This window comes from Pseudomonas syringae pv. tomato str. DC3000 (assembly GCF_000007805.1).
Taxonomy (GTDB): domain Bacteria; phylum Pseudomonadota; class Gammaproteobacteria; order Pseudomonadales; family Pseudomonadaceae; genus Aquipseudomonas; species Aquipseudomonas avellanae.
In genome coordinates, this window is the sequence record NC_004578.1 from 5726487 (window position 1) to 5750118 (window position 23632).

21 protein-coding genes are annotated in these 23632 nt (G+C 61.0%); 13 read left to right on the forward strand and 8 right to left on the reverse strand.

What is annotated here, in order from left to right:
* Positions 1–248 precede the first annotated feature (248 nt).
* The 6 genes from PSPTO_RS26015 to pilG are packed head-to-tail and all read right to left on the reverse strand — an operon-like array spanning position 249 to position 10174.
* Positions 249–719, reverse strand: a complete 471-nt coding sequence (locus tag PSPTO_RS26015; protein WP_005769407.1) for a chemotaxis protein CheW — start codon at positions 717–719, stop codon at positions 249–251.
* Positions 712–6675: an Hpt domain-containing protein gene (locus PSPTO_RS26020; RefSeq protein WP_011105280.1), complete on the reverse strand. Its 5964-nt coding sequence runs from the start codon at positions 6673–6675 to the stop codon at positions 712–714. Before PSPTO_RS26020 ends, PSPTO_RS26015 begins: the two co-directional genes overlap by 8 nt.
* Positions 6676–6722: 47 nt before the next feature.
* Positions 6723–8765, reverse strand: coding sequence for a methyl-accepting chemotaxis protein (locus PSPTO_RS26025; protein WP_005621029.1), 2043 nt, complete (start codon positions 8763–8765; stop codon positions 6723–6725).
* Positions 8766–8797: 32 nt separating this feature from the next.
* The gene (locus PSPTO_RS26030) at positions 8798–9337 is read right to left on the reverse strand and encodes a chemotaxis protein CheW (RefSeq protein ID WP_011105281.1); all 540 of its coding nucleotides are present in this window, start codon (positions 9335–9337) and stop codon (positions 8798–8800) included.
* A gap of 14 nt (positions 9338–9351) precedes the next feature.
* A complete protein-coding gene (pilH, locus tag PSPTO_RS26035) occupies positions 9352–9717 on the reverse strand; it encodes a twitching motility response regulator PilH (protein WP_003377196.1) in 366 nt (121 codons plus the stop codon).
* Positions 9718–9763: 46 nt separating this feature from the next.
* Complete coding sequence (gene pilG, locus PSPTO_RS26040; RefSeq protein WP_002551738.1) at positions 9764–10174, reverse strand: twitching motility response regulator PilG; 411 nt, start codon at positions 10172–10174, stop codon at positions 9764–9766.
* A 244-nt stretch (positions 10175–10418) separates the two neighbouring features.
* Between pilG and gshB the strand changes: the two genes are divergently transcribed.
* The 7 genes from gshB to PSPTO_RS26075 all read left to right on the forward strand — a co-directional run bounded on the left by gshB (position 10419) and on the right by PSPTO_RS26075 (position 16658).
* Positions 10419–11378: a glutathione synthase gene (gene gshB, locus PSPTO_RS26045; RefSeq protein ID WP_003377199.1), complete on the forward strand. Its 960-nt coding sequence runs from the start codon at positions 10419–10421 to the stop codon at positions 11376–11378.
* Between the two features lie 249 nt (positions 11379–11627).
* Positions 11628–12530 carry an energy transducer TonB gene (locus tag PSPTO_RS26050; protein ID WP_005736950.1) on the forward strand — a complete coding sequence of 301 codons (903 nt, stop codon included), beginning with the start codon at positions 11628–11630 and terminating at the stop codon, positions 12528–12530.
* Between the two features lie 75 nt (positions 12531–12605).
* Positions 12606–13178, forward strand: coding sequence for a YqgE/AlgH family protein (locus PSPTO_RS26055; protein WP_005769417.1), 573 nt, complete (start codon positions 12606–12608; stop codon positions 13176–13178).
* On the forward strand, positions 13178–13618 hold the full coding sequence (ruvX, locus tag PSPTO_RS26060; protein WP_003377205.1) for a Holliday junction resolvase RuvX: 441 nt from the start codon (positions 13178–13180) through the stop codon (positions 13616–13618). Before PSPTO_RS26055 ends, ruvX begins: the two co-directional genes overlap by 1 nt.
* 242 nt (positions 13619–13860) lie before the next feature.
* A complete protein-coding gene (gene pyrR / locus PSPTO_RS26065; protein WP_005736951.1) occupies positions 13861–14373 on the forward strand; it encodes a bifunctional pyr operon transcriptional regulator/uracil phosphoribosyltransferase PyrR in 513 nt (170 codons plus the stop codon).
* Between the two features lie 12 nt (positions 14374–14385).
* Entirely contained in the window at positions 14386–15390 is a 1005-nt protein-coding gene (locus tag PSPTO_RS26070; protein WP_005736952.1) for an aspartate carbamoyltransferase catalytic subunit, read from the forward strand.
* Positions 15387–16658, forward strand: coding sequence for a dihydroorotase (locus PSPTO_RS26075; RefSeq protein WP_007247057.1), 1272 nt, complete (start codon positions 15387–15389; stop codon positions 16656–16658). Before PSPTO_RS26070 ends, PSPTO_RS26075 begins: the two co-directional genes overlap by 4 nt.
* Before the next feature lie 217 nt (positions 16659–16875).
* On the opposite strand, the gene PSPTO_RS26085 is transcribed toward PSPTO_RS26075, so the two are convergent.
* Entirely contained in the window at positions 16876–17280 is a 405-nt protein-coding gene (locus PSPTO_RS26085) for an NINE protein (protein ID WP_005769424.1), read from the reverse strand.
* 292 nt (positions 17281–17572) lie between these two features.
* On the opposite strand from PSPTO_RS26085, the gene PSPTO_RS26090 reads away from it, so the two are divergent.
* Positions 17573–18211, forward strand: a complete 639-nt coding sequence (locus tag PSPTO_RS26090) for a C40 family peptidase (RefSeq protein WP_005769426.1) — start codon at positions 17573–17575, stop codon at positions 18209–18211.
* A 96-nt stretch (positions 18212–18307) separates the two neighbouring features.
* Here the strand turns inward: PSPTO_RS26090 and PSPTO_RS26095 are convergent, their stop codons facing one another.
* Positions 18308–19342, reverse strand: coding sequence for a type IV pilus twitching motility protein PilT (locus PSPTO_RS26095; protein ID WP_003377212.1), 1035 nt, complete (start codon positions 19340–19342; stop codon positions 18308–18310).
* Between the two features lie 55 nt (positions 19343–19397).
* On the opposite strand from PSPTO_RS26095, the gene PSPTO_RS26100 reads away from it, so the two are divergent.
* The 5 genes from PSPTO_RS26100 (at position 19398) to metW (ending at position 23628) form a co-directional block, all read left to right on the forward strand.
* Positions 19398–20084: a YggS family pyridoxal phosphate-dependent enzyme gene (locus PSPTO_RS26100; protein ID WP_011105285.1), complete on the forward strand. Its 687-nt coding sequence runs from the start codon at positions 19398–19400 to the stop codon at positions 20082–20084.
* A 52-nt stretch (positions 20085–20136) separates the two neighbouring features.
* Complete coding sequence (proC, locus tag PSPTO_RS26105) at positions 20137–20955, forward strand: pyrroline-5-carboxylate reductase (RefSeq protein WP_005769432.1); 819 nt, start codon at positions 20137–20139, stop codon at positions 20953–20955.
* 25 nt (positions 20956–20980) lie between these two features.
* Positions 20981–21571: a YggT family protein gene (locus PSPTO_RS26110; protein WP_003377215.1), complete on the forward strand. Its 591-nt coding sequence runs from the start codon at positions 20981–20983 to the stop codon at positions 21569–21571.
* A gap of 289 nt (positions 21572–21860) precedes the next feature.
* Positions 21861–23000, forward strand: a complete 1140-nt coding sequence (locus PSPTO_RS26120) for a homoserine O-succinyltransferase MetX (protein WP_005621066.1) — start codon at positions 21861–21863, stop codon at positions 22998–23000.
* 7 nt (positions 23001–23007) lie between these two features.
* Positions 23008–23628 carry a methionine biosynthesis protein MetW gene (gene metW, locus PSPTO_RS26125; protein ID WP_003377217.1) on the forward strand — a complete coding sequence of 207 codons (621 nt, stop codon included), beginning with the start codon at positions 23008–23010 and terminating at the stop codon, positions 23626–23628.
* Positions 23629–23632 lie beyond the last annotated feature (4 nt).

Here is a 23632-nt window from a genome sequence, read left to right on the forward strand (position 1 = left end):
TGTGACGCGGAGCGTCACTCACGGCATTCCCACGCTGGAGCGTGAGGAACGATAATCTCAACTACCGTGCCGCTGATTACTTATCGTGCGACGCTCTGCGTCGCATGCAGGTCTGGACGCGGAGCGTCACTCACGGCATTACCGCGCTTCAGCGTGAGTAACGATAATCTCAACTACCGTGCCGCTGATTACCTATCGTGCGACGCTCTGCGTCGCATGCAGGCCTGGACGCTCTGCGTCCGCTTTATCTACGCAAGCCCAGCATTCACCAGCCACTGCTCCAGCCCTTCCAGGTCGGGGATGCGTGCGACGGTTTCGCCGATCTGCACGGCGGCCAGTTCCAGTTCGGCCAGCGGGACGTCAACGTAGCTGAGTTGGCTGTCGACCTTGCACGAGCGCGGGATGCCTTGGGTCAGCAAAGCGATGAACCTGACGCCGTTGCGCCCGCCCAGCGCGTTGAGCACCACGATTCGCGCACGCCCTCCTACGCGTGTTCGGCCGCCGCAAGCGGCTTCGAAGCTGAGCAGCGGCAGGCTCAGTTCGCGCCAGCTGATCACACCCAGATACCACTCGGGCGCATCCGGCCCGGCGCTGCTGTCCTGATAATCGATCAGCTCGGCGACCGCGACGTTGGGCAGCAACAAGTGCCGGTCGCTGAGCGGCAACAGCAGGCCGGTCAGGCTGGTCAGCCGGCTGGTCTGGAACGTACCTTCAGACATCGACCTGACTCCAGTAAGTGATGCTTTCCAGCAGCACGTTCTCCTGATAAGGCTTGCTCAGGTACTCGTTGACGCCCAGCGCCATGGCCCGGTCGCGGTGTTTCTGGCCGGAGCGTGAGGTGATCATGATGATCGGCAGTTCCTTGAGCTGTTCGTCCTGGCGGATCTGGCTGGCCACTTCAAAGCCGTCCATGCGCGGCATTTCGATATCCAGCAACATGATGTCCGGCGTGTGCTCCTGCAACAGGCTCATGGCGTCGATCCCGTCCTTGGCGGTCAGCACATGCATGCCGTGGCGTTCAAGCAACCGACTGGTCACTTTACGCACCGTCACCGAATCGTCCACCACCATCACCAGCAATGGCCTGGCGTGCTCGATCTCGTTATACGCTGCTGGCGTGAAGCCTCTGAAAGGCAGGCCCTGCAAGGTGCGAAGCTGCGCCATCAGATCAAGAATCAGAACCACACGGCCATCACCCAGAATGGTCGCGCCGGAAATGCCCTGCACTCTGGAAAACTGCGCGCCAAGGCTCTTGACCACAATTTCCCGCGAGCCGGCCAGCGCATCGACCTGCACCGCCACCCACTGATCCTGCAAATGCACCAGCAATACCGGCAACGGCTGCAATTGCCCGACCAACCGTGGCGGGCTGTTGCCCAGCAACTCACCCAGATAACGCAACTCGTAACTGCGCCCGCCGTACTGATAACGCGGCGGGCTGGTCTGGTAGTAACCGTCCAGCTCGTTGGCCATGACGCGCACGATGCCATCGACGGTGTTGAGCGGCACTGCGTATTGCTCTTCGCCACAGGTCACCATCAGCGCCCGGTTGACCGACACCGAAATCGGCAGACGAATACGAAAGCGCGTGCCCTTGCCAGGCACCGAGTCGATGACCATCGAGCCGCCCAACTGCTTGACCTCGGCATGCACCACGTCCATGCCCACGCCTCGCCCGGAAATCTGGGTGATGATCTCGCTGGTGGAAAACCCCGCCTGCAGAATGAACGGCAACACTTCATGATCGGCCAGGTCGGCGTCCGGGTGGATCATGCCGCGCTTGATGGCCTTGCGGCGCACGGCCGCCAGATCGACGCCCGAGCCGTCATCGCTCAGCTCGATCAGCATGTCGCCGCCTTCGTACATCAGCTCCAGGTTGATGCGACCCTGTTCCGGTTTGCCAGCAGCGATACGTTTTTCGGTGCTTTCAAGGCCGTGATCGACGGCGTTGCGCAGCATGTGCTCCAGTGGCGCGACCATCCGCTCCAGCACGTTGCGGTCCATCTCGCCATCGGCATTGCCGACCTCGAAATGCACTTTCTTGTTCAGTTCCGAGGCCACCTGTCGCACCACGCGACGCAAACGCGGCACCAGTCGCTCGAACGGCACCATGCGCGTGCGCATCAGGCCTTCCTGCAACTGGGTGTTGACCCGGGCCTGTTGCGACAGCAGTGTTTCGGCATCGCGGGCTCGCGCGCCAAGGGTTTCCTTGAGGTCCATCAGGTCGGACGCAGACTCGAACAAGGCGCGCGACAACTGCTGCAACTGAGAGTGGCGGTCCATTTCCAGCGGGTCGAACTCTTCGTAACCCAACCGCTCGGCCTGAACCTGCTCACGGCTGAGAATGCGCCCCTGGGTTTCCATATCCAGACGACGCAACTGGTCGCGCATCCGCTCGATGGTGGTTTCCATTTCTACCAGCGTGACCTGCGAATCGATAATCTGCTGCTCAATGCGCCCCCGGAAGATGGATGTTTCGCCCGCCAGATTGACCAGGCCTTCCAGTTGCTCGGCAGGCACCTTGACCATTTCCGGGCCACTGCGCTCGCCCTCGCCGTCAACAACAGGCGTGACCGCCACAACCGGTTCCGGGCCGGACTCGATGGCCTGCGCAACAAACTGCCCACCCGTCGGGCCATCGCTGGCCAGCCGGCGGATGTTTTCGATCAGCAGGGTTGCGTCAGACAGCGGCTTTTCAGAGCGCACCGCATCGAGCATGTCGGCCAGCACATCGTGGCCGCTTTGCAACAGGCTGATCATCAGAGGATCAGCCTGCATGCTGCCCGCGCAAAGCCCTTCGTAAAGCGTTTCCAGCTCGTGAGCAAGGTCGCCTATCGGAGCAATTTCGACCATCCGTGCGCCACCCTTGAGGGTGTGCAGGTCACGCAGCAGGTTCTCGACCTCCAGCAGGTTGTGCGGGTCAGCCTGCCAGCGGGCCAGTGCCGCGCCGGAGCTTTCGATGATGTCGAAACCTTCCTCAAGGAAGACTTCACGCAACTCGGTGTCATGCTCAGGCAGGTCTGCGCTGGCCTGGGACGATAATGGCGCTTCGGGCACTGCGCTCTCGACCGTGCGGCAGCCGCGCAACGCCTCGATCAGCGCCGAGGGATCGCTGAGCGCTGCGTGCTGATACAACTGCTCCAGCAGAATCGCCAGGTGGTCGTGACTCTTGTGCAGCAACTCGGCCAGCGTCGGTGAGTGGTTGAAGCGTCGGTCGATCAAGCCTTCGTAAAGGTTTTCCAGCTCGTGGGCAAGGTCGCCCACTTCAACCACTTCGGCCATCCGCGCACCGCCCTTGAGGGTGTGCAGGTCGCGTTGCAGCGAACTCAACGGTGCCGGGTTTTCCGGATCAGCCAGCCAGCGTTGCAGGGCTTGCCCTGCGCTGTCGAGGATATCGACGGCTTCCTCCAGAAATATCTCGACAATCTCGTCGTCCGGACTGAAAACCTCCGGCGGCACGGCCTCACGGGCCAGTTGCTCGGTGGCCGCATTGAGTTCTGTAACACTCAGGGTACGGTGGCCATCGCTCTTGACCAGCCCGGTCGCCGACGGGTCCAGCGCCTGATCCAGCAGATCGTTCAAGGCGCGCACGCACTCGGGGCGTGGCTCGACATTCTGGCCGGCCGCAACCTGATCAAGCATATTGATCAAGGCTTCATGGGCCTGTTCGGCTACGTCGAAAAAGCGCTCGCTGACCGCCAGGCTGCTTTCTTCGACAGCGCCATACAAGTCGAGCAAGGCCTCGCACAGCTCATCGACCTGCGGCAAATCGGCCAGGTGCGCGCCATGCCCCAGCGTGGTCAGCTCATCGAGCAGCGCGCTAAGCTCCTGTCGCTCACCGGGATGCTGACGCCAGCGCCGCAACAGGTTTTCGGCATCGAGCACGATGTCCATGCCTTCGGCCAGAAAGCCCGCCAGCAGCGTGGGGTTACGCTTGATCCGCAAGCCGCTGTCCGAGTCACGCAGCACCGCCGTGAGGCGCTCATTGAGCAGCGAAAAGGCAGCATCGATCAACTGCGCCGCACCCGCAATCTCGCCCAGCGGAGTCGTGTCCAGCTGCTCCAGCCCCATACGCAGCAGCGGTTCGGCGCGGCGCAGCACGTCGAGTTCGGGCGCGCCGATGTCGATCAGGTTGGCTTTGTATTCTCGCACCAACTGGTCGAGCGGGCTGGCCAGTTCGGCAATCGGCAGCACACCAGCCATGTGCGCGCTGCCTTTGAGCGTGTGCAGTGCGCGCAGCACCGCGTCGCTGATCGAAGGCGATGCGGACTGTTCGGCGTTGTCGAGAAAGCGGCTGAGGGTATTCAAATGCCCCAGCGCTTCCTGGCGGAAAATTTCCAGCAACTGCGGATCCAGCACTTCGCCTGGCGCATGCGAGTCGGCAACAGACAAAGAAGGTGCTTCAAGACCATTGGCCAGCGCGTGGGCGCGGGCCGCCAGCAGGTCGACGTCGTTGCGCTGGCACTGCGCGTCATCAGCGAAGTCGCGTATCACCGAGGGCAGCAGCGCCAACACTTCACCCATCAGTTGCTGCACTTCCAAACCCGGAAGTACGTCGCCTTCCAGCACCCGGTTGAGCAGGTTTTCCACCGACCAAGCCAGTTCACTGAGGATCAGCGCGCGCACCATACGGCCGCTGCCCTTGAGGGTATGAAACGCCCGGCGCACCTCGGTCAGTGCCGTGCTGTCCCAGTGACCGCCGCTGCCGAGCGAGGCAAACCAGCGCGGCAGATACTCACGCAGCGCGTCGAGGACTTCGTCGGCCTCTTCCAGAAAAACTTCGCGCAGCTCCTCATCCACCGCCTCTTCGTCAGGCGAAGGCGGCAGCAGGCTGGTGGGCACGTTGCGCGCCGGAGGGTTGACCGCCGACATCGGGCTGGCGAGCACTTGTGCAATGGTTTGCGTCGGGCTGACCAAGGCCTTGCGGTCGTCCAGTTCCAGCAGTTCGTCCTGAGTGATGATCTCGTCGAGCAGCGGCACTTCAAGCGTATCCGCTGCGGGGGTATAACCCAGACGCGCGAGGCTTTGCTGGGCCATGTCGAGAACTTGATCGCCAGGCGCTTCGTGGTCTTCGAGCATGCGCTCCAGGTAGTACTCGATCCCGGTAATGGTGTCGGCCAGACAGTCGAGCTGCACGCCGGTGGGTCGGGTTTCATCCACCAGCAGGTGTTCCTGAATGTATTCGTTACAGGCAGCCAGCAGGCTCGCCGCACGCGCCAGCGGGATCATCGCCAGGGCACCGCGAACCTGTACGATCAGCGCGCACAGCGGGTCAAGCCGCTGGCGGTCCCATTCGCCATCGATGTAGTCGAGGATCACGTCCTTGGCTTGCTGCAAGACGTTACGGGCCTCGCGAATCACCAGTTGATGAATCTGCGTCAGGTCGGTGGTCGGCAGGCGGCTTTCTTCGCGGCTCGACTGTTCGTTATTACCGGCCATCCCTGCGAGGGTCGATTCGACGTACAACAACGCGCCCGCCACATCCATCAGCGCGCCGTCGCTGGGCTCGCGCTGCCCCTGCGCCAGCCCCAGAACAACCGAAAGCTGGTCGATGATCACCTTGCGCGGCTGGCCAAAGCCCAACACCGCCAAGGTGTCGGCGATCTGTCGCAGCGGCGGCAGCAAGGCGTTGAGCTCGCTGACATGCTGGCGGTCACCGCGCACAAACACATCGAGCCGTTCCTTGACCCGCACCAGCCCTTCGCACAACGCCACGATCACCGAGCGCATGGCATCGCGGTCCGGCCCGGCCATGCGCGCCCGCTCTTCATTGACCACGTCGTTGCCGGGCAAGGCGTCGGCCAGTGCGTACTGATCTTTGAGATCAAGCATTTTCGGCGCCAGGCTGTCGGACTTGGCGATGTAGAACAGCAGGCTTTTCAGCAATTCTTCCGGCGCAGGCTGATTGATGCCCGCCACGCCCTGCTCGGCCAGCCGCTTGAGTTCCTTGTCAGCGTCTTTCAACAGGCTGCGCAGGGCCGGGCTATTGGTGAAGTTGCCGTTGAGCATGGTCTCGACCAGCGCCGAGGAAATTCGCCAGAGCGGACCGAGCGGCGCGTCTTCGCACAATTGCTCGAGCCGGGCGAAGACCTTGGCCATGTAACCGAGCTGGGTCTGTACGCCCTGCTCGCGCATCAGGCCCGCCAGCGCTGCCTGCAAGGTCTGGCGCAGCTTGCGCAGCAGGCCTGGCAGTTCCGGGGTATTGCGTCGCGCCAGTTCTTCCTCATCAAGGGCTGGGACGACGACCAGTTGCGGGGCGAACAGGCTGGTTTCCGAGAGCAGGCTTTCACCCCGCGCACTGCGCAGGTCATTGAGCAACGGCAAAACCACCAGCGGCAGATCACGGCGCGCGGAGTGAATACGCTCCAGGTACAGCGGCAACTGGCTCATGGCCTGAATCAAAAGCTGCTCGGACTCGACCGGATGGCTGACGCGATTTTGCTGAACTGCCAGCGCCAGTTGCTCGATTTCCTCGGCCAGTAACGCCGCGCCATAGAATTCGATCATTTGCAGGCTGCCGTGAACCTGATGCACCAGGTTCAGGCACTCGGCCATCGCCGCGCCGTTGGCCGGATCTTCGATGAATTCGTCCAGCGCATGGCGGGCCTGCCGCAGCGTTTCGGCGATCTCGCCCTTGAGCCATTCAAGGGCCACGTAATCGTGACGATCAGCCATGACGAGGCCCGCCTGTTACCCAACCAAGATTGTTCATTTCTTGAACATCATCCGATCTTCTTCGAGGGCGGCAGGGTGAAACCCGATACCGAGCGACGCATTTCGCTGGCCATCTTCGCCAGATTGCCAATGCTTTCGGCGGTGGCCGACGTGCCGGACGTGGTCTGCGAAGTGGTCTGCTGAATCACGGTCATGGTCTGCGAGATCTGACCGGCAGACTCGGCCTGCTGATGGGCTGCATCGGTGATACTTTCGATCAGTTCGGCCAGCACCCTGGAAACGCCTTCGATTTCCCCGAGTGCTACGCCAGCATCCTGCGCCAGCCGCGCGCCGCGCACCACTTCGCTGGTGGTCTGCTCCATGGAGATCACTGCTTCATTGGTGTCGTTCTGGATGGCGCGCACCAGCGTCTCGATCTGTTTGGTCGCCGACGAGGAACGCTCCGCCAGCCGCTGCACTTCGTCAGCCACCACCGCAAAGCCTCGCCCGGCATCACCGGCCATCGACGCCTGAATGGCCGCGTTGAGCGCAAGAATGTTGGTTTGATCAGCAATGTCGTCGATCAGGCTGACAATGTCGCCAATTTCCTGCGAAGACTCACCCAAGCGTTTGATGCGCTTGGACGTGTCCTGAATCTGTTCGCGAATGTTGTCCATGCCGTGGATGGTGTTCTGCACCACCTCGTTGCCTTTGTTGGCAATTGCCACCGAACGCTCGGCAACCGCCGAGGACTCCGACGCATTGGCCGACACCTGATCAATCGATGCCGCCATGTCGTTGACCGCCGTGGAGGCCGCGCTGATCTGCAAGGCCTGATGCTCGGACGCGGCAGACAACTGCATGGCCGTGGCCTGGGTCTCGGTGACGGCCGAGGCCACCTGTTCGGCCGTCAGGTTGATGGTCACCACCAGTTCGCGCAGTTGATCGATGGAGTAGTTGATGGAGTCGGCAATCGCACCGGTGAAGTCCTCGGTAACAGAAGCCGTCACGGTCAGATCGCCGTCGGCGAGGTTTTCGATCTCGTCCAGCAGACGCATGATCGCCGTCTGATTGCGCTCGCTCTTCTGAGCGGTTTCGCGCAACTGGCGGTTGGTTTCGCGAACCATGACCAGCCCGATGAGGATGATCGACATCAGCGCCAGCAAGCCCAGCACATAACCGCCGACGGTGTTCATGGTGCGGCGTTTGGCGAGGTTTTCCAAGCTGTTGGCGAGCACCGAGGTTTCGTCCAGCAGGGTCTGCGAGGTGTTGAAGATGTTGCCCGAGGCCTCGCGCACCTGATAAAGCTCGGGCGAGGTTTCGAGGATTTCGTCCACCGAGCCGGACACGAACTCGAACAGCTCGGCGATTTCCGCCAGCCGCGCCCGGGCATCGCGATCTTCGACCTGGGTGATGCGCAGCGTCGCATTGCCTTCCAGCATGCCGTTAAGCACCCGGCCAAACTGGCTGGCGTCACGGCCAAAGGCATCGGCGGCCTGCACCGCTGTTTCGTCGCCAGCCAGTACGGTGTTGACCGAACCGAGAATCCGCTCGGCGAGCAGCGCCTGACGTTGCGCGACCACGACCTGCGCAGCAGGCGCACGACTTTGCAGAAGGTTTTCGACGACCTTGTCGTATTCGGCCTGCAACTGCGGAATGGTTTCGGCCAGGGTCGCCGCCACCTGATGCAGCGAAAGGACGGTCTGCTCGCTGGCCAGAATCACGTCGGTACTCTTGCGCAGCCCTTCCCAGTCTCGTTGCACGGTGCGCAATTCGTCGCGTATCAGCTCGGGAGCCGCAGGCAGCCCGGTGGCCGGGTCGCCTTTTCTCAGGTAGCCCCAGCGCACGTCGAAATCGTTGCGCGCATCGGCCAGCAATTTGAACGCCTGGGTTTTGCCGGCAGCCGCTTCCGTGGCGTTCTTGGCGATGCGCTGGGACAGCACGCGCAGCTCACCGGCATGCCCGATGTACTGCTTGTCGTAGTTCGACTGAGTATTGAGGTACGCGAAGTTGGCGAACAGCAACATGATGAAAACAATCAACGCGACGAACAGCAGAATAATCTGCGTACGGCTTCGTGCACCTTCCCTTGACCTGTCTGTACTGCTCATTAATCAGGCCCCCGCCTGGACCAATTGTGAACCTAGGACGCCAGGTCCATGAAATCTGCAGACTGCACCAACGCCCACGGGCTGAATATCTGCCAGGCCTGCTCGCGAATGAACTGACCCCGCAGGAACGGCACGAGGCGCTGATCGACGTCCTGCGGGGTGTGGGGTATCAGGCTCAACTGACTGAAACGCTGCATGCCGAACACCTCATCGACCACCAGGCCGGCAAATATGTCGTTGTACTCGACCACCATTACCCGGCGCTGCTTGCGTGCCGACGTCAGTTCGTGACCGAAGAACCCGCACAAGTCCATGAGCGGCAACAGCCGACCGCGCAGATTGGCGACACCCGCCACCCAGAATTTCACGCCGGGCATGACAGCGTGTCGGGGCTCATGGAGAATTTCGGCGATTTCACCGATCGGTGCCACAAAACGCTGATCGCCCATGCGAAAGCCAATCCCGACCCAGTCCTGCTGGTGGGTTTCCTGCAACGGCAGGCCCGCCGCCAGCGAACGGCAGCGTCGGTCCATATCCAGCAGCAGTTCAAAGGCGGTACGAGGCTCGGCCATGGCGATTCCGGCAATCAGCCGGCCAGCACCGCGTTCAGGGTTTTCATCAGGGTTTCTTCATCTACCGGCTTGGTCAGGTAATCCCGCGCGCCCTGGCGTTTGCCCCAGACCTTGTCGGTTTCCTGATCCTTGGTGGTGATCATGATCACCGGAATGTTGCTGGTGTCGGCGTCCTTAGTCAGCTGGCGCGTGGCCTGAAAACCGTTGAGCCCCGGCATGACGATGTCCATCAATACGGCGTCGGGCTTTTCCTGACGGGCCAGAGCCACGCCATCAGCGCCGTTTTCGGCCTTGAGCACTTCATGGCCGTGCTTTTCCAGCATGCCCGTGAGTTTGTACATTTCAGTCGGCGAGTCATCGACGATCAGTATTCGAGCCATGGGTGTTCCCCGTCAGATTACGAGCGCGCGACATCAGGCGCGGGCGTCACGATATGTGTTGTTCTGCTGCAACGAAGCCCGGCACATGAGCCTTGATCGCGCTGAGCAGTTCTTCCTTGCTGAAAGGCTTTGTCAAAAACTGATCGGAACCGACGATTCGCCCCTTGGCCTTGTCGAACAGACCGTCCTTGGAGGACAGCATAATGACCGGCGTGGACTTAAATGCACGGTTGTTCTTGATCAGTGCGCACGTCTGGTAGCCGTCCAGACGCGGCATCATGATATCGACGAATATGATTCGTGGGTGGTTATCGGCAATCTTGGCCAGCGCGTCAAAACCGTCTATCGCAGTGATGACTTCGCAACCTGCGTTTTTAAGCAGCGTTTCGGCGGTGCGGCGGATGGTCTTCGAGTCATCGATGACCATGACTTTCAATGCAGAGGCGTGTTGTTCCATAGCTGCTCTTCCATCGCCGCAGCGAATTTTTGCGCATTCTGCGAGGCATTGAGAGCCTGACGGTATCGCTTCATTGATCCACAGGGATCGAAGCCTGGATGCCGAGCCTTTTTAGCATACTCTCCGGACTCAATCCATAAAGCGCACCGTGGCAGACCTGCCCCTTGACCGGGAGCACTCGGAGCGCCACCCTGATGCCAATTTTATGGCCGTTGCGGCCCTTACCGATCAGAGGATATTGCCCATGAGCGTTCGCCTAGGGATTGTCATGGACCCCATTGAGCGCATCTCCTATAAAAAGGACAGCTCGCTGGCCATGCTCCTTGCCGCACAGGATCGCGGCTGGACGCTGTTCTATATGGAACAGAAAGACCTGTACCAGAACGCAGGCCAGGCCCGCGCGCGCATGAAGCCGCTGAAGGTGTTCGCCGATCCGGCCAAATGGTTCGAGTTCGAAGCCGAAATCGACGCAGGTCTTGACGATCTGGACGTGATCCTGATGCGTAAGGATCCGCCGTTCGACATGGAATTCATCTACACCACTTACCTGCTGGAACAGGCCGAGAGCGCTGGCGTGCTGGTGGTCAACAAGCCGCAGAGCCTGCGCGACTGCAACGAAAAGCTGTTCGCCACGCTGTTCCCGCAGTGCACCCCGCCGACACTGGTCAGCCGCCGCGCCGACATCCTGCGCGAGTTCGCCGAGCAACAGGGCGACGTGATCCTCAAGCCGCTGGACGGCATGGGCGGCGCGTCGATCTTCCGTCATCGTGCGGGCGACCCGAACCTCTCGGTGATCCTCGAAACCCTGACGGCCCACGGCACCCAGCAGATCATGGCGCAGGGCTACTTGCCGGCCATCAAGGACGGCGACAAACGCATCCTGATGGTTGACGGTGAGCCGGTGCCATACTGCCTGGCGCGCATCCCTGCCGCTGGCGAAACCCGTGGCAACCTGGCCGCAGGCGGGCGTGGCGAAGCGCGTCCGCTGAGTGACAAGGACCGCTGGATCGCCGAACAGATCGGCCCCACCCTGCGCGAAAAAGGCCTGCTGTTCGTCGGCCTCGACGTGATCGGTGAGCACCTGACCGAAATCAACGTCACCAGCCCGACCTGCATCCGCGAAATCGACAACGCTTTCGGCACCAATATCGGTGGCCTGTTGATGGATGCGATCGAGAAGAAGCTGCAGGCGCGCAAGGGCTAAGGTCCCCCGGAGATGGGGCTTTTTGTGAGAGCGGACCGGGCGACGCTTCGCTCCCACAAAGGCTCGCGTTTTCGTGTATTTCAAGCGTTATGTACAACGACGAGCGCCGCCGGCTATGGAGCAAACCCTATGCCACGGCGCCCCTTCGTCTGATCCGCAGCCAGGTTGCACCGTACATTGCGTTATCATGCGCCACCTGTAACACGACACGGATTTTGACATGCAGGCTGACGAGACACTGAACCGCTGATGACATCCATGGCCAGAAACGACCTGCCCCTCGAACTCGCCAATGTGGGTGTGCGTCCTGCCGATCGGCTGGGCTTTACCATGATGATCGCTGCGCTGATCCACCTCGCGGTGATCCTCGGCGTGGGCTTCACCTATGTGAAGCCGGAACAGATCTCGCAGACCCTGGAAATCACCCTCGCCACGTTCAAGAGCGAAGAAAAGCCCAAACAGGCCGACTTTCTGGCCCAGGACGATCAACAAGGCAGCGGCACGCTGGACAAGGCCGAAACGCTGAAGACCACCGAGCTTGCGCCGTATCAGGACACCAAGGTCAATAAAGTCACGCCGCCACCGTCCAGCAAGCCGGTGGTCAAGCAGGAAGCGCCCAAGACAGCCGTCGCGACCACTGCGGCCAGCCCGCAGAAAACCGTCGCCAAGCGCGACGAAGTCAAGCCCGAGCCCACTACCAAGGCCGCGCCGACCTTTGACAGTTCGGACCTGAGCAACGAAATCGCCAGCCTGGAAGCCGAACTCTCGACCGAACAGCAGCTGTACGCCAAGCGCCCCAAGATCCACCGCCTCAACGCCGCCTCGACCATGCGCGACAAAGGTGCCTGGTACAAGGACGACTGGCGCAAGAAGGTCGAGCGAGTCGGTAACCTGAACTATCCTGAGGAAGCTCGCCGCAAGCAGATTTACGGCAATTTGCGACTTCTTGTGTCGATCAATCGGGATGGGTCGTTGTACGAAGTGCTGGTGCTGGAATCATCAGGGCAACCGTTGCTGGACCAGGCCGCACAGCGGATCGTGCGTCTTGCTGCGCCTTTTGCGCCGTTCACCGGCGATCTGGCAGACATCGACCGGCTAGAGATCATCCGCACCTGGAAATTCGCACGCGGCGACAAGCTGTCCAGCAACTGACATTTTTGCCAACGGACACTCGACACGTATAAGTGCCAGTTGTCAGGTCTGTAACACGACGCCACACTAGGACTCATGAAAAAAGTCTCTCCGAGTTATCTCAAGCATCAGTTCCTGATCGCCATGCCCCACATGCACGACGAGAACTTTGCGCAGACCTTGACCTACGTCGTTGAGCACAACGCCAATGGCGCGATGGGGCTGGTGATCAACCGTCCGCAAAGCCTGACCCTGGCGGATGTGCTCGAGCAACTGCGACCGGAACTGCCTGCGCCAAAACGCTGCCAGGAAATCGCCATCCATGCTGGCGGCCCGGTGCAGACCGACCGTGGGTTTGTCCTGCACCCCAGCGGCCAGACCTTTCAGGCCACCGTCGATCTACCCGGCGGGATTTCGCTGTCGACGTCACAGGACGTGCTGTTTTCCATCGCCGACGGCTACGGGCCTGATCAAAATGTGATCACCCTCGGTTACGCGGGATGGGACGCTGGCCAGCTGGATGCGGAAATGGCTGACAATGCCTGGCTGACCTGCTCGTTCGACCCGGCCATTCTGTTCGATGTCGACAGCGATCAGCGCCTCGATGCCGCAGCCAGACGGCTGGGCATCAATCTCGCCCTTATCTCGACTCAGGCGGGGCACGCTTGATGGCTGCTTTACGCTTGCTGCTGGGGATCGACTACGGCACCAAACAGATCGGCGTCGCGGTCGGCCAGGCGATTACCGGCCAGGCCCGCGAACTCTGTACGCTCAAGGCGCAGAACGGCGTCCCGGACTGGGACAAGGTCCAGGCGCTGATCAACGAATGGAAACCTGACGCCATCGTGGTCGGCCTGCCGCTGAACATGGACGGCACGCCCAGCGAGATGAGTGCCCGCGCCGAGAAGTTTTCGCGCAAACTCAACGGCCGCTTCGGCGTCACGGTCTACACCCACGACGAACGCCTGACGACCTTCGAGGCCAAGGGCGAGCGCATGGCTCGCGGCGGCCAGAAAGGCAGCTATCGCGACAACCCGGTGGACGCCATTGCCGCTGCGCTGCTGCTGCAAGGCTGGCTCGACGAGCACCCCGAATTGCTGAATGTGTGACTTTCGCAGCCCATACCGCTTCGAGATACCCGGATTCCACGTTATTGCTTGAGTAACGCGCCACGGACCAGACTGTGTAAAAACGTCACGAGCGAAGGCAAGACAAGGCAAAAACAGGCGAAAAAGCGGAGTCTAGGTGTTCTAAATGAGCATTTTTCGCCTGTTTTTAACGCAGTATTGCCAAGCGCAGTAGTTTTTACACAGTCTGGGAAGGACGCTGCCCGAGCCTCAAAGGAGCAAATATGAGCCTGCCCAATCCCGCCGAACTGATTCGTCAGATGGCCACTGACCTGAACGCTCATCTGAGCAAGCGCGGCATCAGCGACCCTCGTTTCATCGGCATCCGCACGGGCGGTGTGTGGGTCGCTCAGGCGCTGCTCGAGGCGTTGAACAACCCCTCGCCGCTGGGCACCCTCGACGTTTCGTTCTACCGCGATGATTTCAGCCAGAACGGCCTGCATCCGCAAGTGCGCCCTTCGGAGCTGCCGTTCGAGATCGAAGGCCAGCATCTGGTGCTGATCGACGACGTGCTGATGAGTGGCCGCACCGTTCGCGCAGCCCTCAACGAACTGTTCGATTACGGCCGCCCGGCCAGCGTCACGCTGGTCTGCCTGCTGGACCTGAACGCCGGTGAACTGCCGATCCGCCCCAACGTGGTTGGCGCGACCCTGTCGTTGGCACCCAACGAGCGCATCAAACTGTCCGGCCCCGAGCCGTTGGCACTTGAACTTCAAGACCTCTCCACCGCCCTTTAAGAGTCCATTGCGATGACGCCTCTCGACGCCAAGCGCCCGCTGCAGCTCAACCATCAGGGCCAGCTGCGCCATTTTCTGTCTCTGGACGGCTTGCCCCGCGAGCTGCTAACCGAAATTCTTGACACCGCCGACTCGTTCCTTGAAGTCGGCGCACGGGCGGTGAAGAAGGTCCCGTTGTTGCGCGGCAAGACGGTGTGCAACGTGTTCTTCGAAAACTCCACACGCACCCGGACCACTTTCGAACTGGCGGCCCAGCGGCTGTCGGCCGACGTGATCACCCTGAACGTCTCGACTTCCTCTACCAGCAAGGGCGAAACACTGTTCGACACCCTGCGCAACCTTGAAGCAATGGCCGCCGACATGTTCGTCGTGCGCCACGCAGACTCCGGCGCTGCGCACTTCATTGCCGAGCATGTGTGCCCGGACGTGGCGATCATCAACGGCGGTGACGGCCGACACGCGCACCCGACCCAGGGCATGCTCGACATGCTGACGATTCGTCGTCACAAGGGTGGCTTTGAAAACCTGTCGGTGGCCATCGTCGGCGACATCCTGCACTCGCGGGTGGCGCGCTCCAACATGATTGCACTCAAGGCGCTGGGCTGCCCGGACATCCGCGTGATCGGCCCGAAAACCCTGCTGCCGGTCGGCGTCGAGCAATACGGGGTCAAGGTCTACACCGACCTCAACGAAGGTTTGAAGGACGTCGATGTGGTGATCATGTTGCGCCTGCAACGTGAGCGCATGACCGGTGGCCTGTTGCCCAGCGAAGGCGAGTTCTACCGCTTGTTCGGCCTGACCACCGCGCGCCTGGCTGGCGCTAAACCGGATGCGATTGTGATGCACCCCGGCCCGATCAACCGAGGCGTGGAAATCGAATCGGCCGTCGCCGACGGAGCACACTCGGTGATTCTCAACCAGGTGACTTACGGCATCGCGATCCGCATGGCAGTGCTGTCGATGGCCATGAGCGGACAAAACGCACAACGCCAATTCGAACAGGAGAACGCCCAGTGAAGCTCAGCATCCTCGGCGCTCGCGTCATCGACCCGGTCAGCGGGCTGGATCAGACCACCGACCTGCACATCGAGGCAGGCAAACTCGTCGCAATCGGCGCCGCACCGGCCGGTTTTGAACCCACTCAGGTCATCGACGCTACCGGGCTGGTTGCCGCGCCCGGCCTGGTCGACCTCAACGTGTCCCTGCGCGAGCCGGGCTATAGCCGTAAAGGCAGCATCGCCAGTGAAACCCGCGCTGCGGTCGCAGGCGGCGTAACCAGCCTGTGCTGCCCGCCACAGACCAAACCGGTGCTCGACACCTCGGCGGTGGCCGAACTGATTCTGGACCGTGCCCGTGAAGCCGGTTTCAGCAAAGTGTTTCCTGTTGGTGCACTGAGCAAGGGCCTGGAAGGCGAGCAACTGGCCGAACTGATCGCCCTGCGCGACGCAGGCTGCGTGGCGTTCGGCAACGGCCTGAGCAGCTTCAGCAATACCCGTACGCTGTGCCGGGCGCTGGAATACGCCGCCACCTTCGACCTGACTGTGATTTTCAACTCCCAGGATCGTGATCTGGCCGAAGGCGGTCTGGCCCATGATGGCCCGACGGCGGCGTTTCTGGGTCTGGCGGGCATTCCTGAAACAGCCGAGACCGTGGCGCTGGCTCGCGATCTGCTGCTGGTCGAGCAAAGCGGCGTGCGCGCGCACTTCAGCCAACTGACCAGCGCACGCGGCGCGGCCCTGATTGCTCAAGCACAGGCGCGTGGGCTGCCGGTAACGGCGGATGTGGCGTTGTACCAGTTGATTCTGACTGATGAGGCGCTGATCGATTTCTCCAGCCTGTATCATGTCCAGCCGCCGCTGCGCACCCGCGCAGACCGCGACGGCCTGCGTGAAGCCGTGAGGTCCGGGGTGATTCAAGCCATCTCGAGCCATCACCAGCCGCATGAGCGTGACGCCAAGCTGGCACCGTTCGGCGCCACCGAGCCGGGCATCAGCAGTGTTGAGTTGTTGTTGCCGCTGGCCATGACGCTGGTGGACGACGGCCTCCTTGACCTGCCAACCCTGCTCGCCCGCCTGAGCAGCGGCCCGGCAGACGCCTTGCGTTTGCCTGCCGGCAAGCTCAGCGCCGGCGCGCCTGCGGACATCGTGCTGTTCGACCCGACAGCCTCGACCGTCGCCGGTGAGACCTGGCTGTCAAAGGGCGATAACTGCCCCTTCATCGGCCACTGCCTGCCGGGCTCGGTACGCTACACACTGGTGGATGGACGGATCAGCTATAGCCGTTGAGGCAAGGTCGTTCCCGCGCTGGAGCGTGAGGAACGACAAGTGTCGGGGCTGGAGCGTGCGCAACGACAGCAACTATCGTGCGACGCTCCGCGTCGGCATGCCGTTCTGGACGCTCTGCGTCCGCTCTTGAGTGCGGCAGCGCGGCGCAGGTTTGTGACGCAGAGCGTCACGCAAGGCATGCCTGCGCTGGAGCGTGAGGAACGATAACCTCAACCATTCACCCGCGCTGGGCGTTTTTCATCGAGATCTGGTCATTCATTGTCCAGAAGTCATACAAAATGCCCACCAGAAACAATCCGCCCGTGCACAGGTAGATGATGCCGGTGATCCACTTGCCCTGGTACATGCGGTGTACGCCAAACAGGCCGAGGAAGGTCAGCAGGATCCACGCCAGGCTGTAATCGGTTGAGCCGGGGGTAAAGCGCAGGTCGGCTTCGCGGTCCATCGACGGGATCAGGAACAGGTCGATCAGCCAGCCAATGCCGAACAGGCCGAAGGTGAAGAACCAGATAGTCCCGGTGACCGGCTTGCCATAGTAGAAACGGTGCGCACCGAGAAACCCGAAAATCCACATCAGGTAGCCCATGACTTTGCTGTGCGTGTCAGAACGATAGCCGTTCATTTTTACCCTCTTTGCGCTGATAGAAAAAAATACATAACAAATTTGTGACTTCGTTTCCCTATTCCGACGTATGGCAAACGAGTCGGTTTCACGCCGCCAAGCCCTTGTCGTTAAAGGGATTGACGCGAAAAAAGAAAGAGTTTGTCGCATAAAACGTAATGATGCCAGTGTGACGCGATCGACAAATGGGGTCAGAATTTTTGAAAAAGCTGTTATAAAGTTGCGCGCTGACCACTATGAGCCTTGCCGAATGCGTCCTCTTTTCAAGACATGGCTAACCATTTGCCTATTTATGCCACTGGCCGCCCACGCCACCAATCGTGAGCAACAACTTCCTGCGAGCTTCACGGGCTACACCGCCAAAAGTCACTCTTCACCGGCACTCGCGACTCGCAATGCACCCCAGGAAGCCACACCAGTCTCTCTGCAACCTAAAACCTCTCACGCCACTCAGAAGCCACTTTCCCGCAAAAACGCCAAGGCCGCCGCCTTGCAGGCGTCCATCGCCGCGCCTGCCAAACAGGGCAATGCCGTTGTAAAACGCGCCTTACAGGCTGTCGGTACACCGTATCGCTGGGGCGGCACCACGCCCGGCAAAGGTCTGGACTGCAGCGGGCTGGTCAAATATGCCTACACCGATGTTCGTGAAGTCGACCTGCCGCGCACGTCCAACGCAATGGCTCAGGGTCATGGCCAGACCGTGGACCGCAAGGACCTGAAGCCAGGTGACCTGCTGTTCTTCAACATCAAGAGCCGCAACATCAATCATGTGGCTATCTACCTGGGCGACAACAAGTTCGTCCACGCGCCACGACGTGGCAAGGCGGTCACTGTCGACACGCTGAACAAGCCGTACTGGAACAGTCACTACAAGATCGCCAAGCGCGTGCTGCCCAAGCAGGCACAGCAGTTGCGCGTCGTTCAGCGCTGATCTGATCTTTGCCTGACAAAAAAGGGGCCCTGAATTCGTTCAGGGCCCCTTTTTTATTTCCAGACGCCAAATGCCAAATGTCGCACTCGGCCAACATCAGAAGTTGTCCGGCACCTTGGCCCGCTCGCGAGCGCTTTCGCGGGTAATCAGGCCGCGTTTCACCAGGTCGGCCAGGCACATGTCCAGCGTCTGCATGCCCAATGAGCCGCCGGTCTGGATGGACGAATACATCTGCGCCACCTTGTCCTCGCGAATCAGGTTACGAATCGCCGGGGTGCCCATCATGATTTCATGCGCCGCCACGCGCCCGCCGCCAACCTTCTTGAGCAGCGCCTGCGAGACAACCGCGTGCAGCGACTCGGACAGCATCGAGCGAATCATCGACTTTTCCTGCGCCGGGAACACATCGACGATCCGGTCGATGGTCTTGGCCGCCGACGTGGTGTGCAACGTGCCGAATACCAGGTGGCCGGTTTCAGCAGCGGTCAGAGCCAGACGAATGGTCTCCAGGTCACGCATCTCGCCCACCAGAATCACATCCGGGTCCTCACGCAGGGCCGAGCGCAACGCTTCGGAAAACCCCAGCGTGTCGCGGTGCACTTCGCGCTGGTTAACCAGGCACTTTTTGGACTCGTGAACGAATTCGATAGGGTCTTCGATGGTCAGGATGTGGTGATGCTTGTTGCAGTTGAGGTAGTCGATCATCGCCGCCAGGGTCGTCGACTTGCCTGAACCGGTCGGCCCGGTAACCAGAATCAGGCCGCGCGCCACATCGGTAATCTTGCGAAACACACTGCCCATCCCCAAGTCTTCCATGCTGAGGATTTTCGACGGGATGGTCCGAAATACCGCGCCCGCACCGCGATTCTGGTTGAAGGCGTTGACCCGAAACCGCGCGACACCCGGCACTTCAAACGAAAAGTCGGTTTCCAGGCGCTCTTCAAAATCCTGACGCTGCCGGTCGGTCATGATGTCGTAGATCAGCGCCTTGACCTCCTTGGCGTCCAGCGGGGGCAGGTTGATACGCCGCACATCGCCGTCCACGCGGATCATCGGTGGCAGACCTGCAGAGAGGTGCAAGTCCGACGCGCCCTGTTTGGCACTGAAGGCCAGCAGCTCGGTAATATCCATACAGCTCCTCAATCACATAGAATGCCGCAGACCTTAGCCTTGCTGGCGTAAATCAATGTCCACGATAGCAGCGAACATTTCAACGCTCGAACAGCGAATTCGCGACGCAGCCCTCGCGGCCAAACGTGATCCGGCGTCCGTAGGCCTGCTGGCGGTGAGTAAAACCAAGCCTGCCGGCGACCTGCGTGAAGCTTACACCGCAGGCTTGCGTGACTTTGGCGAAAATTATTTACAGGAAGCACTGGGCAAACAGCTCGAACTGGCCGACCTGCCCTTGTGCTGGCACTTCATCGGCCCCATTCAGTCGAACAAGACGCGCGCTATCGCCGAGAACTTCGCCTGGGTACATTCCGTGGATCGCCTGAAAATTGCTCAACGCCTGTCCGAGCAGCGCCCCGAAGGCCTTGAGCCGCTAAACATCTGCATTCAAGTGAACGTCAGCGGTGAAGCCAGCAAGTCCGGCTGTGCGCCTCAAGACCTGCCAGCACTGGCCGCCGCCATCAACGCCCTGCCACGATTGAAGCTGCGTGGCCTGATGGCCATTCCCGAGCCGACGGACGACCCAGCGGCTCAGGCGGCCTCTTTCGCCGCCGTGCGTACCTTGCAGGAGCAGTTGAACCTGTCACTCGACACACTTTCCATGGGCATGAGCCACGACCTGGAAGCCGCCATTGCACAAGGCGCAACCTGGGTGCGGATCGGCACGGCTCTTTTTGGCGCCCGCGACTATGGGCAGCCATGACTTTGCACACACTGAATTTGCCTACTCTGAATCTGCCCACAAGGACCCCCTCATGAGCAAGACTCGTATCGCCTTCGTCGGCGCCGGAAACATGGCTGCCAGCCTGATCGGCGGCCTGCGCGCGCAAGGCGTGGAAGCATCGCTGATCTGCGCCAGTGCGCCGGGTGCCGAAACCCGTGAGCGCATTTCCACTGAACACGGCATCGAGGTGTTCGCCGACAACGCCGAGGCCGTCAAGGGTGCCGACGTCGTGGTACTGGCCGTCAAACCGCAGATGATGAAAAGCGTCTGCCAGGCACTCAAGGCCAGCCTTGAAGCTCATCAACTGATTGTCTCGGTCGCGGCGGGTATCACCTGTGCCAGCCTGACTCAATGGCTGGGCGACCAGCCTGTGGTGCGCTGCATGCCCAACACCCCCTCGCTGTTGCGTCAGGGTGCCAGCGGTCTGTATGCGACCGACAAGGTCTCGCCAACACAACGCGAGCAGGCCGAGCAATTGCTGTCGGCTGTTGGCGTGGCAGTGTGGGTCGAGCAGGAAAAACACATGGATGCCGTGACAGCAGTGTCCGGCAGCGGCCCTGCCTACTTCTTTCTGATGATGGAAGCGATGACCGCGGCAGGCGTGAAGCTGGGCCTGCCGGAAGACATCGCCAAAAAACTCACGCTGCAAACGGCGCTGGGCTCGGCGCTGATCGCCACTGGCAGCAATGTGGACGCAGGCGAATTGCGTCGTCGTGTCGCCTCACCGGGCGGGACCACCGAAGCTGCGATCAAGGCCTTTCAGGCAGGCGGCTTCGAGGCGCTGGTAGAAACAGCACTGACCGCCGCAGACCACCGCGCAGCCGAGCTGGCTGAGCAACTGGGCAAATAATTCTCAGGCTTTCTGGAGCAGATTGATGATCGGATTGAACACCGCTGCAATTTACGTCCTGCAAACGCTCGGCAGTCTGTACCTGCTGATCATCCTGTTGCGCTTCGTGCTGCAACTGGTGCGGGCCAACTTCTATAACCCGCTGTGCCAGTTCATCGTGCGCGCCACCCAGCCGCTGCTCAAGCCTTTGCGACGCATCATTCCGAGCCTGTTCGGCCTGGACATGTCGTCATTGGTGCTGGCGATCATCGTGCAGATGATCCTGATGGCGCTGACCCTGCTGCTGATGTTCGGCACCACCGGCGACCCGCTGCATTTGCTGCTCTGGTCGATTATTGGCGTGACGGCGCTGTTCCTGAAGATATTCTTCTTTGCCCTGATCATCAGCGTGATCCTGTCGTGGGTCGCACCGGGCAGCCACAACCCTGGCGCAGAGCTGGTCAACCAGATCTGCGAGCCCGCCCTGGCACCGTTCCGCAAGATCGTCCCGAACCTGGGCGGCCTGGATATCTCGCCGATCCTGGCATTTCTGGTGCTCAAACTGCTCGACATGCTGGTCATCAACAACCTCGCCGCCATGAGCAACATGCCGGACGTGCTGCGGTTGCTGATGTAAGCGACGCTCTGTAACTATCGCGCCGACGCTGGAGCATGCGGAACGATAATCTCAATTATCGTGCGACGCTCCGCGTCGCATGCCGTTCTGGACGCTCTGCGTCCTATCCTGAATGCGCGGCGCGGCGCAGATCTGTGACGCAGAGCGTCACGCAATGCATTCCCACGCTGGAGCGTAGGAACGATAATCTCAACTATCGTGCCGTCAATTTGCGCCTCACAACATCCCTTATTGCCGCTGCCCCCCGCGATCTTTAGACTTACGCCTCATTCAAGCGAGAGCAGGGTCGATGCCCACGGTATTCCCCCACGATTCTGTCGGACTGGTCACACCGCAAACGGCGCATTTCAGCGAGCCTCTGGCGCTGGCCTGCGGTCGTTCGTTGCCAGCCTATGACCTGATTTACGAAACCTACGGTCAGCTCAACGCTGCACGCAGCAATGCCGTGCTGATCTGCCACGCGCTGTCCGGGCATCATCATGCCGCAGGCTTTCACAGCGCCGATGACCGCAAACCCGGCTGGTGGGACAGTTGCATAGGTCCCGGCAAGCCTATCGACACAGACAAATTCTTCGTCGTCAGCCTCAACAACCTGGGCGGCTGCAATGGCTCAACCGGCCCAAGCAGCATCGACCCGGACACCGGCAAGCCGTTCGGGGCCAATTTCCCGGTCGTGACCGTGGAAGACTGGGTCAACAGTCAGGCCCGGCTGGCTGATGTGCTGAACATCGACACATGGGCGGCGGTGATTGGCGGCAGTCTGGGCGGCATGCAGGCGCTGCAATGGACCATCAGTTACCCGGATCGCGTGCGCCATTGCCTGGCAATCGCCTCGGCCCCCAAGCTGTCGGCGCAGAACATCGCCTTCAACGAAGTGGCGCGCCAGGCGATTCTCACCGACCCGGAGTTCCACGGCGGTTCGTTTCAGGAGCGCGGCGTAATCCCCAAGCGCGGCCTGATGCTGGCGCGGATGGTCGGGCACATCACCTACCTGTCGGACGACTCGATGGGCGAAAAATTCGGCCGTGGCCTGAAGAGCGAGAAGCTCAACTACGATTTCCACAGCGTCGAGTTTCAGGTCGAAAGCTACCTGCGTTATCAAGGTGAAGAGTTTTCCGGGCGTTTCGACGCCAATACCTACCTGTTGATGACCAAAGCGCTGGATTACTTCGACCCTGCCGCTAATTTCAACGACGACCTGGCCAAGACGTTCGCCAACGCCACCGCCAGATTCTGCGTGATGTCGTTCACCACCGACTGGCGTTTCTCGCCAGCCCGCTCGCGGGAGCTGGTGGACGCGCTGATGGCCGCACGCAAGGACGTCTGCTACCTGGAAATCGACGCGCCCCAAGGGCACGACGCCTTCCTGATCCCGATTCCGCGCTACTTGCAGGCTTTCGGTAATTACATGAACCGAATTTCGTTGTGAGGACGTCATGAGAGCCGATCTGGAAATCATCCAGGAATGGATCCCCGCAGGCAGCCGTGTGCTCGACCTCGGTTGCGGCGACGGCGAATTGCTGACCTGGCTGCGTGATCACAAGCAGGTCACCGGTTACGGGCTGGAAAACGACGCAGCCAACATCGCCGAATGCGTGGCCAAGGGCATTAACGTCATCGAGCAGGACCTCGACAAGGGGCTGGGCAACTTTGCCAGCAACAGCTTTGACGTGGTGGTCATGACCCAGGCCCTGCAAGCGGTGCATTACCCGGACAGAATCCTCGACGAGATGCTGCGCGTCGGACGTCAGTGCATCATCACCTTCCCGAACTTCGGCCATTGGCGCTGCCGCTGGTATCTGGCGAGCAAAGGCCGCATGCCGGTGTCGGATTTTCTGCCGTACACCTGGTACAACACACCGAACATCCACTTCTGCACCTTCGGCGACTTCGAAGAACTGTGCCGCGAGCGCGACGCACAGGTGCTCGACAGGCTAGCCGTCGATCAGCAGCACCGTCACGGCTGGGCCAGCAAACTGTGGCCCAATCTGCTCGGCGAAATCGGTATCTACCGGGTCACCAGCCCAGGCCTGACGGACCACCAGATTGCCATTTAACCGA